Source organism: Stenotrophomonas sp. NY11291 (genome assembly GCF_023277365.1).
In the GTDB taxonomy this organism is placed as follows: domain Bacteria; phylum Pseudomonadota; class Gammaproteobacteria; order Xanthomonadales; family Xanthomonadaceae; genus Stenotrophomonas; species Stenotrophomonas geniculata.
Map to the genome: position 1 here is coordinate 1569985 of NZ_CP096975.1, position 13209 is coordinate 1583193.

Annotated in this window: 10 protein-coding genes; 3 read left to right on the top strand and 7 right to left on the bottom strand. The window is 66.8% G+C overall.

All coding sequences use genetic code 11. The features are described 5' to 3' along the window. Positions 1–6 precede the first annotated feature (6 nt). The 4 genes from M1L61_RS07305 to M1L61_RS07320 form a co-directional block, all read right to left on the bottom strand. Positions 7–2208, bottom strand: coding sequence for a TonB-dependent siderophore receptor (locus tag M1L61_RS07305; RefSeq protein WP_248854505.1), 2202 nt, complete (start codon positions 2206–2208; stop codon positions 7–9). Between the two features lie 292 nt (positions 2209–2500). Next, the gene (locus M1L61_RS07310; protein WP_248854506.1) at positions 2501–3787 is read right to left on the bottom strand and encodes a DUF445 family protein; all 1287 of its coding nucleotides are present in this window, start codon (positions 3785–3787) and stop codon (positions 2501–2503) included. A 124-nt stretch (positions 3788–3911) separates the two neighbouring features. Continuing rightward, positions 3912–4790: a hypothetical protein gene (locus M1L61_RS07315; RefSeq protein WP_010486183.1), complete on the bottom strand. Its 879-nt coding sequence runs from the start codon at positions 4788–4790 to the stop codon at positions 3912–3914. A 63-nt stretch (positions 4791–4853) separates the two neighbouring features. After that, on the bottom strand, positions 4854–6206 hold the full coding sequence (locus tag M1L61_RS07320; protein WP_019337129.1) for an aspartate aminotransferase family protein: 1353 nt from the start codon (positions 6204–6206) through the stop codon (positions 4854–4856). A gap of 104 nt (positions 6207–6310) precedes the next feature. Here M1L61_RS07320 and M1L61_RS07325 point away from each other — a divergent pair, with 104 nt between their 5' ends. Next, positions 6311–7807, top strand: coding sequence for an aldehyde dehydrogenase (locus M1L61_RS07325; RefSeq protein ID WP_126560969.1), 1497 nt, complete (start codon positions 6311–6313; stop codon positions 7805–7807). A 346-nt stretch (positions 7808–8153) separates the two neighbouring features. Next, on the top strand, positions 8154–9116 hold the full coding sequence (locus M1L61_RS07330; RefSeq protein WP_248854507.1) for a transposase: 963 nt from the start codon (positions 8154–8156) through the stop codon (positions 9114–9116). Between the two features lie 39 nt (positions 9117–9155). Here the strand turns inward: M1L61_RS07330 and M1L61_RS07335 are convergent, their stop codons facing one another. Further along, positions 9156–9797, bottom strand: coding sequence for a hypothetical protein (locus M1L61_RS07335; protein WP_134958529.1), 642 nt, complete (start codon positions 9795–9797; stop codon positions 9156–9158). A 147-nt stretch (positions 9798–9944) separates the two neighbouring features. On the opposite strand from M1L61_RS07335, the gene M1L61_RS07340 reads away from it, so the two are divergent. Next, positions 9945–11246: an MFS transporter gene (locus tag M1L61_RS07340; RefSeq protein WP_248854508.1), complete on the top strand. Its 1302-nt coding sequence runs from the start codon at positions 9945–9947 to the stop codon at positions 11244–11246. On the opposite strand, the gene M1L61_RS07345 is transcribed toward M1L61_RS07340, so the two are convergent. Then, a complete protein-coding gene (locus M1L61_RS07345) occupies positions 11227–11688 on the bottom strand; it encodes a bacteriohemerythrin (RefSeq protein WP_004151683.1) in 462 nt (153 codons plus the stop codon). The two genes, M1L61_RS07340 and M1L61_RS07345, sit on opposite strands and share 20 nt — an antisense overlap. Before the next feature lie 85 nt (positions 11689–11773). Beyond that, on the bottom strand, positions 11774–13117 hold the full coding sequence (locus M1L61_RS07350; RefSeq protein WP_010486178.1) for a diguanylate cyclase: 1344 nt from the start codon (positions 13115–13117) through the stop codon (positions 11774–11776). Between the last annotated feature and the right edge of the window lie 92 nt (positions 13118–13209).

Consider the following 13209-nt stretch of genomic DNA (forward strand, 5'->3'; position numbering starts at 1 on the left):
ACGGGTTCAGAGCTTCCAGCGCAGCGTCACGGTGACATTGCGTGGTTCGCCCCAGTACACGCCGTTGTAGAAACCGACGTTGTTGAAGTACTTCTTGTCCAGCAGGTTGTTGATGTTCAGTTGGGCGCTGAAGTTTTCGTTGAAGCGGTAGCCACCGGCGAGGTTGACCAGGTAGAACGCGTCCTGGGTGATGTTGGCCTTGCTGCGATCAGTCTTGGTGCTGGTGCTCCAGATGCGGCTCTGCCAGGTCACGCCACCGCCCAGCCAGAAGCGGCCATCGATACCGCCGGGGCGCCAGCTGGTGTTGAGCCGGAAGGTGTCCTGCGGGGCGGTGGTCCGCTGCAGCACACCATCCTTGTTGCGGATGACGGTATGGGCGAAGCCGGCCGAGACGTTCCACTGCTCGCCGATGCTGCCCTGGCTCTCGATCTCCCAGCCCTTCACCTTGTTGCCCTTGCCGGTGGAGCGGTAGGCCTGGCCGCCATCGGGCAGCGAATTCACCGGCACCGAATCGTCGATCTCGGCGACGTTGTCCTGCTTGCCTTCGAACACGGCAGCGGAGGCATTGAGCAGGCCACCGAAGAACTCGGCCTTGACGCCTGCTTCGTACATGTCGCCGACCACCGGCTCCAGGTAATTGCCGTTGCGGTCGCGGTAGTTCTGCGGCTTGAAGATGTCGGTGTAGCTGACATAGCCGCTGAAGATCGAATTGAAGTCGTAGACCAGGCCGGCATACGGAGTGAGCATGTCGTCCGGCCGGTAGCCGGTGCGGGTTGTGCTGTTGCGGTTGCCGTTGGCGTCGTAGCCATAGGCCCACTTGCGGGTTTCCCAGCTGCCATAGCGGGCGCCCACCACGGCCAGCAACGGGTCGGCCAGGCGCAGGCGGGCCGCCACATAGGCGGCGCGCTGGCGCAGCTCGTCCTGCGACGACAGGCGACCCAGGCGGGTCACCGGCAGTACCGGCACCTCGCCGGTCCAGTGGCGCCAGTCGGGCACCTGCGAGTAGCCCGGTGCGCTGGAATCGAACGACATCGCCTCCGATTCGCCCTTGCGCACCGCTTGGCCCAGCCCGAACACCAGTTCATGCTCACGGCCGAACAACTGGAACGGGCCACCGACGTTGACGTCGAACACGTCCATCGTGCTGTGCTCGTTGAAGTGCGAGATGTAGGCGGTGATGCCGGTGCCATCGGCGCGCGGATAGCCGGCCGCGCCGTACCAGACGCTGCCATCGGTATCGCGCACCGCGTGGCTGAGATTGCCCTTCACCGACCAGCCGTTGCCCAGCTGCTGCTCCAGGCGCGCGAAGCTGGTCTTCTCCACGATCGGCCACGCGCTCCACGAGGCCGACAGGTTGGTCGAGCGCGGCAGGTTGGCCGGCGCGCCATCGGCGCCCCAGTACGGCACCACACCCCAGGTCACGCCGGTGGTGCGCGGCGACTGGTACTCGTAACCCACCTCGAACAGCGTGCTGTCGCTCAGGTCGGCCTGCACGATGCCGTAGAACACGTCCTTGTCCAGCGCATAGACATCACGGAACGAATCGCTCTGCTGCTTGGCGGCGACCACGCGCGCACGGATGCGTCCGTCCCAGGCGACCGGGCCGCCGAGGTCGGCTTCCAGGCGGCGGTTGTTCCAGCGGCCCACGGTGAGGTTTGCGCCCATCTGGAAAGTGTCGGTGGGGCGCTTGCGGATCATGCTGATGGTGCCGGACGGATCGCCGGCGCCGGTGGTCAGGCCGGTGGCGCCGCGGATCACTTCGATGCGCTCGTAGATCACGTTGTCGGTGTTGGTCTTGACCGAGCCACCGAACGTGTTGAGCATGCCGTCGATCTGGAAATTGTCGATCGTGTAGCCGCGCGAGACATAGTTGATGCGCTCGCTGTCGGTGACCGACACGCTGACGCCGGTGACCTGGCCCATCACGTCCGACAGCGAGAACAGGCCCATGTCGTCCAGGCGCTGGCGGGTGATCACCGTTACCGACTGCGGCGTCTCGCGCAGCGACAGGTCCAGCTTGGTCGCACTGCGCGCGCCCTTGACCGTGTAGCTGTTGGGAATCTCGCCATCGGCGGTCACCTTCACGGTGTCCAGCGTGCGCGCGGAGGATTCGGCGGTGCCGTCGGCGTGGGCCAGCGGGGCGATCATCAGTGCGGTCACGGCCAGGGCCAGCAGAGTGGGACGAGGGAGGTTCAGCGGCGTTGCCATCGGTGCGATTCCATGCAGGACGAAACAGGCGATGGAATGCGCAGACACAGCAGCCATGCGCTCCGCGCACGTCGCCCAGCGAGTCCCATCGACGGTGCGCCACCCGCTTGGTGCGGGCGACCCGGTAGTCGGGGGATGTACACGGGCGAAGGGGCGGGTAGGTGCGTGCTTCCGTGCCCCGCTTGGCTAAGCGTACAACCGATTAGCAAATGATAGGCATTCGCATTTCGTTAATCAAGTGTGACGAACTCCGCCCTCCACGCAGGGCGTGGATCGACTGCCGGATGGGTTCCTAGAACCTGAACACTACTGTTGCGGCATGCAGCAGCAGGCCAATCAGGCCACCTACCAGGGTGCCGTTGAAGCGGATGAACTGCAGGTCGCGACCCACACTCAGTTCCAGCTGCTCGACCAGGTGCCGCTCGTCCCAGCTCTTCACGGTCTGCGCGATATGCGTGGTCACGCCCTCGCGCAGGCGCCCGGTCAGGCGCTGCGCACCTTCCAGCAGGTGCTGGTTGAGGGCCTCGCGCAGGGCCGGGTCGGCCTGCAGGCTGCTGCCCAGCGACGCCAGGCTGCGCTGCAGGTGGCCGACCAGTGCCGAGTCCTCGCGTTGCAGGTCGGCGCGCAGGCTGGCATGGATGCGCGCCCACAGCCCCTGCACGTAGTCCTGCAGGGCGGGGTGGTCGATCATGTCCTGCTTGAGCTGTTCGATGCGCTCGGCCAGCGCCGGGTCTTCGCGCAGGCGCTGCACGTAGTTCTGCAGCCAGGTCTCATAGTCCTGGCGCAGCGGATGCTGCGGCTCGGCCAGCACCTGTTGCAGTTCTTCCAGTACCGCCCGCGCCAGGCGCTCGGCCAGGCTGTCGCCGATCTCGTCGATCGGCTTGACCCAGTTCACCGTGCTCGACAGGGTGGGCCACTCGCGCTGGATGTAACGCACGATCAGCTGCGAAGCACGCTCCTTCACTTCCGGTTGCTCCAGCCAGCGCCCCAGGCGCTGCAGGCCTTCGTCCAGCACGCGCTGGTGGCGCCCATCGGCGGTCAGCAGGGCCAGCAGCTCACCGGCGGTGGCGGCGGCATTCCACTGCCGCAGCTGCTGCACCACAAAGGCGTGCAGCTGGCGGCGTACGGCGGTTTCGTCGAAGAAATCCAGCGCCTGCAGGGCCCAGCCGCGGGCCATGTCGGCCAGCATCCGCGAGCGCGCCGGGTCTGCCAGCCAGCTGCCGAGGCGGCTGGCTGGATCGAACACCTGCAGCTTGGCCAGCAGCACACCCGGCTCCAGGAACTGGTCGCGCACAAACAGGGCGAGACTGTCGCCGATGCGTTCCTTGCTGCGCGGGATGATTGCGGTATGCGGGATCGGCAGGCCCATCGGCCGCCGGAACAGCGCGACCACAGCGAACCAGTCGGCCAGCGCGCCCACGGCCGCTGCTTCGCAGAAGGCCGAGACCCAGGCCCAGATGCCGCGCTCGCCCTGCCAGTGGCTGATTGCGAAACCGGCCAGCATCAACAGCAACAGGCCCAGCGCGAGGGCTTTCAGGCGCCGCAGCTGAGCGCGGCGCGGATCGTGGGCAGGCGTCATGCGGAAAGTCTAACCGCAGCTTGGTGACGCCTGTCTGTAGAGCCGAGCCCATGCTCGGCTGCCTTGCGCGTGGAAAAGAGCAGCCGAGCATGGGCTCGGCTCTACAGAAGCGCGTCGAGAGCGCTTAGAGCGCTTCCAGCTGCTTGCGCAGCGCGGCCAGCTGCGCGCGCAGGGTGTCGTTCTCGCGGGTCAGCGCGACCACGCGACGGCGCAGGGCCGGTGCATCCTCGCCCAGCTGTTCCAGTGCCGACAGAACCTCGGCATCGCGGCTGGCCACCTCGTCCTCGCTGGGTTCTTCGAAATCCATCTCGGCTGGTTCAGGCTTCGGTGCACGCGGCTTGCGCTTGGACTCGCGCACGCGCTTGGCGGCCTGCTTCAGCTCGTCCTTGCCACCGGCGGCGGCAGCGCGCTGCTCGTCTTCCGGCAGGTCGGCCACGGCCGCAGCGGCGCTGATCGAGATCACGCCGGCCTTCACCGCTTCCACCACCTCGGCCGCGGCCTGGGCGTGGATGCGCTCGATCATGCCGACCTGGCTTGTGCTCAGCTTGGCCTCGCGGGCCAGCTCGGCGCGGCTGATCTTCGGCGCCGGTTCCCACGGCGGGCTGTCCTCGCCCGCGTCTACGACGACGTCGGCGGTGCCGTCGCTCTCGCGCTGCAGCTGGGCCTGCTCGACCTGCTTGCGGGCGGCCAGGATGTCGCGCTTGCGCAGCGCCAGCACACCGCGCTGGAAATCGGACACGCTGCGGCGGCCCAGGTGCTGCTCGATCATCCACAGGTGCACGTCTTCCATGCTCTGGAAACGGGTGTTCTGCACGGTGTTGAAGGGCAGGCCGTGCTTCTGGCAGATGCCGAAACGGTTGTGGCCATCGACCAGCACATCACCCCACAGCACCAGCGCATCGCGGCAGCCTTCGGCCAGGATGCTGCGCTCCAGCGCGTCATGTTCGTCCGCGGTCAGCGGGTCGATGTAGGCCTTGAGTTCTTCTTTGACGACGATATCCATGGGCACGGCAGCGAGCAGGAGCGGAACCGCCCATTGTACCCGCTCGCCACCGCTGGCCCGGGCTCAGGCGGTGGCCCGGATCATCTCGCCCAGGGTGCCGGTGATCTGGTCGATCTGTGCCTTGTCCACGATCAGTGGCGGCGACAGCGCGATGATGTCGCCGGTGCAGCGCACCAGCAACCGGCCGTCGTGGAAGCAGCGCCGGAACACCTCGTAGCCACGGCTGCCGGGAGCATCGCGGCGCGGTGCCAGCTCGACCGCGCCGACCAGCCCGAAGTTGCGGATGTCGATCACGTTGGGCAGGCCCTGCAGTGCATGAAGCCGTTCCTGCCAGTACTCGCCCAGCTCGATGGCACGCTCGAACAGGCGCTCCTCGGCATAGACGTCCAGCGTCGCCAGCGCTGCGGCGCAGGCCAGCGGGTGGCCGGAATGGGTATAGCCATGGAACAGCTCGATGGCCTGCGGCGGGGCCTGCATCAGCGTGGTATGCACGGCGTCGCTGGCCAGCACGCCGCCCAGTGGCACCGCGCCGTTGCTGACCGCCTTGGCAAAGGTCAGCAGGTCCGGGGTGACCCCGAAGCGCTGCGCGGCGAACGGCATGCCGACCCGGCCGAAACCGGTGATGACCTCATCGAACACCAGCAGGATGCCGTGGTGGTCGCACAGCTCGCGCAGGCGCTGCAGGTAGCCGGGCGCAGGCAGGATGACCCCGGCGGAGCCGGCGATGGGCTCGACGAAGACGGCGGCAATCGTCGAGGCGTCGTGCAGCGTGATCAGTCTTTCCAGGTCGTCGGCCAGTTCCGCGCCCTGGCGCGGCAGGCCCTTGCTGAACGCATTGCGCGGCAGGTCCAGGGTGTGGCGCAGGTAGTCCACGCCACCCAGTTGCAGGCCGAACGCCCTGCGGTTGTTGGGCAGCCCGCCAAGTGCCATGCCGCCGAAACCGACGCCGTGATAGGCCTTCTCGCGGCTGATGAAGCGGGTGCGCTGGCCCTCGCCACGCTGGCGGTGGTAGGCCAGCACGATCTTCATCGCCGTATCCACCGCCTCGGAGCCGGAGCTGGTGAAGAACACATGGTTGAGCGGGCCCGGAGCCAGTGCAGCCAGTCGCTGCGCCAGCGCGAAGGCCGGCGGCGAGCCCATCTGGAAGGCCGGCGAGTAGTCGAGCGTGCGTGCCTGCTCGGCGATGGCATCGACAATGCGTGGGCGGGCATGGCCGGCGTTGCAGCACCACAGGCCGGCAGTGCCATCGAGGATCTGGCGGCCGTCGACATCCTCATAGTGCATGCCTTCGGCGCGCACCAGCATGCGGGGTGCCGCCTTGTACTGGCGGTTGGCGGTGAACGGCATCCAGTACGCGTCCAGTGACTCGGGGCGCTGGGTGGCCAGGTCGTGCAGGTCGCTTTCGGGACGCTTCATGCCAGCTCCGTCGGGTCCGATGCGACGAATGTAGCGCAGCCGCGTCACGGCGGAGTCGCGGCGGTCCCGGTATAACGAAGGCTCGTTGAATGTTGGAGCTTTCCATGGCTGATTTCCCCGACCGTAGCCATTGGCAGGCGCTGGCCCTCCAGCTGTCGATGCCGGGCCAGGCCTTCATCGACGGCCGCTATGTCGATGCCGCCAGTGGCGCCCGCTTCGACTGCATCAGCCCGATCGACGGTCGCGTGCTGGGCGCGGTTGCCGACTGCGACGCGCAGGATGTCGAGCGCGCGGTCCTGGCCGCGCGACGCAGCTTCGAGGCGGGCCACTGGTCGCAGGCCACTCCGGCCCATCGCAAGCGCGTGCTGCTGGCGATGGCGGCATTGGTGGAAGCGCACGCCGATGAACTGGCCCTGCTGGAAACCCTGGACATGGGCAAGCCGGTGCGTGACGCGCGCCGTATCGACCTGCCCGGCGTGGTGCGCTGCCTGCGCTGGACCGCTGAAGCGGTGGACAAGCTGTACGGCGAGGTCGCGCCCACCGGCCCGCACGAGCTGGGGCTGGTCACGCGTGAGGCCGCTGGCGTAGTGGCGGCCATCGTGCCATGGAACTTCCCGCTGTTGATGGCGTGCTGGAAGATCGCACCGGCCTTGGCCATGGGCAACTCGGTGGTGCTCAAGCCTTCCGAGCGGTCACCGCTGAGTGCGCTGCGGCTGGCCGCACTGGCCGCCGAGGCGGGCCTGCCGGAGGGCGTACTGAACGTGTTGCCGGGCCACGGTGCGCGCGTCGGTGAACCGTTGGCCCTGCACATGGACGTGGACGTGCTGGCCTTCACCGGTTCCACTGCCACCGGCGCGAAGCTGCTGCAGTATTCAGGGCGATCCAACCTCAAGCGGGTCTGGCTGGAGTGTGGTGGCAAGAGCCCGCATGTGGTGTTTGCCGACGCCCCCGATCTGGACGTCGCCGCCAAGGCGGTGGCACAGGGCATCTTCTTCAACCAGGGCGAAGTCTGTACTGCCGGCTCCCGGCTGCTGGTCCAGCGCTCGATCCGCGAGGATTTCGTGCATCAGGTGATCGCCCATGGCCAGCACATGCAGCCGCAGCATCCGCTGGAGGCCGATGCACCGATGGGCGCGCTGGTGGATGCCGCGCATCTGCACAAGGTGATGGACGATATTGCACGCGCAGAAGGCGAGGGCGCGCGGCTGCTGCTGGGTGGGCGACGGGCCGAGGTCGAGGCCGGCGGCAGCTATGTGCAGCCGACAGTGTTCGACCAGGTGCGCCCGGAGCAGGCCTTGGCGCGTGAGGAAGTATTCGGGCCGGTGCTGGCCGTACTCGGCTTCGACGACGAGGCCGAAGCGGTGCGCCTGGCCAATGACAGTCGCTACGGCCTGGCCGCGGGCCTGTGGACGCGTGATCTCAGCCGCGCCCATCGGGTCGCGCGGCAGTTGCGCGCGGGTAGTGTCTGGGTGAACGGCTGGGATGGTGGCGACATGACCGCCCCGTTTGGTGGTTACAAGCAGTCCGGCAATGGGCGGGACAAGTCACTGCATGCGTTCGACAAGTACAGCGAGATCAAGGCTACCTGGATCCAGTTGTAACGACGCGATTGCTGGACGGCTGTTCGCTCTTTGTAGAGTCGAGCCATGCTCGACTGCCGTTCGCCCCTCTGTAGCGCCGAGCCATGCTCGGCTGCATCTCGGCAAGAGCAGTCGAGCATGGCTTGTATGTTCCTCCCGGCTCCTACGCGGTATGTAGGAGCCAGGGTGGAGGGACCGTCAAGCATGCATCTGCGGATACCAGCCGACAGACGAGTCGAGCGATCCCCATCCCGCACACGAACGTCGATAAAGGATCGTACGGCCCCCAAGGGGATCGTCGATGTAGGCAAGCTAACGTCGGTGCGGTACCACCCCAGCCCTTTAAAGATAGCTGGGAGCCGTACAAATGTCTGATTCTCTCGATATTGGCGTGGACGTGGACTCCAAGGAGTTCGTGCCGGCGGTGGCCGACCGCAAGGCCGGTGACAGGGTCGCCAACACCCGGGCCGGGATAGCCAAGTGGCTCAAAACCTTGCCCCTGCGATGCCGGATCGGCATGGAAGCGACGGGGCGGTACTACGAGTTGTTGGCTCGGATGGCTGGCCAGGCGGGCCACGTTGTCTATGTAATCGATCCACGGCTGATCAAGAACTATGCCCGGGCGACGGGCTCGCGTGGCAAGACAGACGCCATGGACGCCCAAGCGATCGCCCGCTATGTGAAGAAGGAGAGCGACCGCCTGCGTGAATACGTACCGCGTACCGACGAGCAGCAACAGATGCACGATTTGCTGCGCAAGCGGCGAGCGCTGGTGGAGACGCGCGCGCGCCTGGAGCAATCCTTCGGGGTAAGCAAAAGTGACCCTGGGGAGCTGTCTGATCTGTTCTGCGCTCTGGCTGGGACGCTGTCGGAGCTGGAAAGCGAACTGCAGCGCTTGGGCCGCGATGGAGAGCATGGCGCGCTCTACAAGCGCCTGCTGACCATCCCGGGTATCGGCCCTGCCGTCGCGTCCCACCTGATTTACTATATGACGCGCTGGCCGTTGGCCAACGCCAACGCATGGATTGCCTGCACCGGCCTGGATCCCCGGCCCAACGAGTCTGGCGGCAGAGCTGGACGACGTCGGCTGTCCAAACAGGGCGCACCGATGCTGCGCCAGATGCTCTACATGGCTGCAATGGGGCTCAAGCGGTGTCGCCAGGGGCAACCGCTCTACGACGAGCTGTCAAAACGCGGTCACCCCAGCACCGCCGTCTTCAACATTCTGGCAAGGAAGCTGGCCAGGATCGCCTGGGGCGTGTTCAAAAGCGGCCGAGACTTCGATCCGGCCATGCTGAAGGTCGGTCAAGCCTGCTTCCAGCAGGCTTGACCACGAACATAGGATCTCGACTCTACAAAGGCGTGCCCTCTACCGGCAGCGGGTGCTCACCTGCAGCACGGCCGCACGCAGCATGTCGCGGTCGGCTTCTTCGACGGCGTTCTGGAAATAGTCCATGTCCTGCTTGCCCAGCTCGCACGGGTCGACGATGTACCCCGGTGGCCACAACCCCAGCAGCTGCGCCACGCCATGCACGATCTGCTCGGGGGTCATCTGCCGACGGATCCGGAAGTAATTGCGGCGCGGCCCGAACGCGGGATGGACCTCGCGCCGACCGATCAGGCGTGGCGCCACGCCCGCCGCGCTGATACCGTCACCGCCATCGATGCTGCCCGCAGGCAGGTCCAGCATCAGTGGCGCCGGTGCAGGCGGTTCCTCGGACGCGGGCGTGCTGACATCCGTGGGTGCCGACGGGGTCGGGCGTGGCGCTGTCGAGGGGGCCGGACGCGCCGCCGATGTGGTGGGGGGCGCCGGATGTGGTTGAACCGCCGCGGGTTGCTCCAGCGGTATCCAGCGCAATGAAATCCTGGCACCTTCGTCGCTGCGCAGCGTCATCCTGCCACTGCCCAGCAGCCACACTGCCATCAATCCATGCACCAGCAGCACCGCCAGCCATGCCGCCATGCGCGGCAGCTTCGGCGAATCGGACCACGACAGCGCGACTGCAGTCATCGGCAAAGCATCCATACAGGGACCGGTGGCGCAGACTAGCGGGCGGCCCGAAAAATTCCGTTGGCATCGGTGTCGGCTGAAACCATCGCCCCGTGTGGCCATCGGCGCGTGGCAGAATCGGGCGATCCGCCGTTACCCGTGTTGCCGATGTCGACGATCACCGCTGCCGCGCCACCCGTGAATTCCCCCAGTCGAGTCCTGCTGGCCAGCCTGATCGGCACCACCATCGAGTTCTTCGATTTCTACATCTACGCCACGGCTGCAGTGCTGGTGTTTCCGCACCTGTTCTTCCCGGACAGCAGCGAACAGGCCGCGCTGCTGCAGTCACTGGCAACGTTTGCGGTCGCGTTCATCGCGCGCCCGGTGGGCTCGGCGGTGTTCGGCCACTTCGGTGACCGCATCGGCCGCAAGGCCACACTGGTGGCCGCGCTGCTGACCATGGGCCTGTCCACGGTGCTGATCGGCCTGCTGCCCACCCATGCCCAGATCGGCCTGTGGGCCCCGGCGCTGCTGGCGATGTGCCGCTTCGGCCAGGGTCTGGGCCTGGGCGGGGAATGGGGCGGGGCGGTGCTGCTGGCCACCGAGAACGCACCGCCGGGCAAGCGCGCCTGGTACGGCATGTTCCCGCAGCTGGGCGCACCGCTCGGCTTTCTGCTGTCGGCCGGCATCTTCCTCGTGCTTGGCCGCTGCCTGAGCCAGGACGACTTCCTGCAATGGGGCTGGCGCATTCCGTTCGTGGCCAGCGCGCTGCTGGTCGGCCTTGGCCTGTGGGTGCGCCTGAACATCCACGAGACACCCGATTTCAAGAAGGCACTGGAGCGCAAGGCGCCGGTGCGGCTGCCGATGTGGACGGTGCTGCGTGACCATCCGGTGCCGATGCTGCTGGGCACCCTGGGCGCGTTCGCCACCTTCGTGCTGTTCTACCTGATGACGGTGTTCAGTCTCGGCCATGGCACTGCGGTGCTGGGCTACAGCCGCGAGCAGTTCCTGCTGATGCAGATGGCCGGCATGCTGTTCTTCGCACTGGGCATCCCGCTGTCGGCGCGCTATGGCGACCGGTGGGGCACGCGGCGCACGATGATCGTCGCCAGCGTACTGATCGTCGGCTTCGGTGTGCTGTTCGCGCCGCTGTTCCAGCCGCACAGCCCGTGGCTGGTCACCGGCTTTCTGTGCCTGGGCCTGTTCCTGATGGGCTTGACCTACGGCCCCTGCGGCACCTTCCTGGCCGAGATCTACCCGGTGGAGGTGCGCTATACCGGCGCGTCGCTGTCATTCAACCTGGCCGGCATCCTCGGTGCGGCGCCAGCGCCGTACCTGGCCACCTGGCTGGCCGAACGCTTCGGCCTGGTCGCGGTGGGCTACTACCTGTGCCTGACCGCGGTGGCGACCCTGTGCGCGCTGGTGGCACTGCACCGGCGCGCGCTGCAGCTCAACCAAAGAAGCGCTTGAGCGTGCGCCCCAGCCAACCGCCGCCCTGGTGTTCGCGGGCGAACTGGTTCAGGTGCGCCTTGACCTGTTCGGCATAGGCCTGGTCATCACCGCGGATGTGGTTGAACAGCCAGCGCGAGAGCATGGTCCGCAGTTCATCGCTGATGTCCTCGCCGGCCTGGAAGCGCATGCGGTATTCCGATACCCGCTTGATGAAGACCTCATGCACGCGCTTGTGCGCGGCACAGAACGGATAGCCCGCTTCCTCCATCAGCTCTTCCTCGAACGCGAAGTGCGACATGGTGTAGTCCACCACCTCATCGATCACTTCACCCACCGCCGCACGCTGCATGCTGGCCTGGGCCACGTGCAGGTGGTTGAGCATCTCGATGATGCGGCGGTGTTGTTGGTCGATCACATCGATGCCGATGTTCAGATCGTCCTGCCAGACCAGTAGTGCCATCCCCGGCTCCCCTTCATGCGTATGTCGGGGCCGACTGTAGAACTGCCGCGCGGGTGCGGCGTTGATCTGGATCAAAGCGGGCCGTTCAGGGCAGGGCAGGCTCGCGCGGGCGCAGCGGGCTGGCCACCGTGGTGCAGCTGACCCGGTTGCGGCCACCGGCCTTGGCCAGGTACAGCTGGCGGTCGGCTTCGGAAATCAACCGGTGCAGCGCATCGCGCTGCGGGCGCAGGCAACACAGGCCGATGCTGACCGTCATGCGCAGGGTGGCGGTGCCGATGTCCACTTCCAGCGCGGCGATGCGCTGGCGCAGTTCCTCGAAGTACAGCAGCGCCTCGTCCTGTTCCATGTCCGGCACCAGCAGGCAGAACTCCTCGCCACCGAAACGTGCGATCAGGTCCTGGCTGCGCGCATGTGCGGCCACCGCGCCGGCCACCGCACGCAGTGCATCGTCGCCGGCTTCATGGCCATGGGTGTCATTGATGTGCTTGAAGTGGTCGATGTCGATCATCGCCACCGCCACGCACTGGCCATGCAGCTGCAGCTGCGGCAGCTGGCGCTGGCTCTGCTCCAGGAAGCAGCGGCGGTTGGGCAGGCCGGTCAGGAAGTCGCGGGTGGCCAGATCCTGCAGGGTGCCGATCAGTTCCAGCTGGTCCACGTTCTGCGAGACGCGGCAGAAGAATTCCTCGCGCGAAAAGGGTTTTCGCAGGAAATCGTTGGCGCCGTTCTTCAGGAAGCGCGGGATCAGCGAGGCATCGGTATTGCCGGAGATGCCGATCACCGCCACCTTGTCGCGCGAGCGCAGGGTGCGCAGGCGACGGGTGAACTCCACGCCCTGCATGCCGGGCATTTCCTGGTCGACCACCGCCAGGCGGATCGCCGGGTGCGCCTCGATCGCAGCCAGGCCCTCGTTGCCGTCGGCGGCTTCATGCACCTCATGGCCGTACATGCGCAGCAGGGCCGCAGCATAGCCACGCGCGGACGGCGAATCGTCCACCACCAGCGCGGCGATGCGGCGGTTGCGTTCCAGCCGCTGCACCAGCCACACCAGGTAGTCGATGCTGCCGGGGGTGTTCTTCAGCACGTAGTCGATGATCTGCTGCTGCAGCACGCGCTTGCGCAGGTCCTCGTCGTACACGCCGCTGACCACCACCGTTGGCAGGTCGCGCTTCAGGAAGAACTCGACCACCGCATCACGGTCGCCGTCGGCCAGCACCAGCCCGGTCAGCACCAGGAACCAGCCGCCACCTTCGCCGAGCAGGCGATCGGCCTCGGCGAGGGTGGAAGCGATCACCACCGGCAGTTCCAGGCGCTGTTCGATGGCTTCGCGCAGCATGCCGGTGAACGCACGGGAATTTTCGACCAGCAGGATCCGCTGTGGCAGGGGATCGGCCAGGTCGCCATCGACGGCGGCCTGCGGCAGGACGGGCATGATGCGGTGGCTCACGAAGGAGGGCTCGGCACGGATAGCGGCGGTTTCGGGTGTAACTTTAGCGGCGAACGTTGCGCGCTGGGCCAGATTCC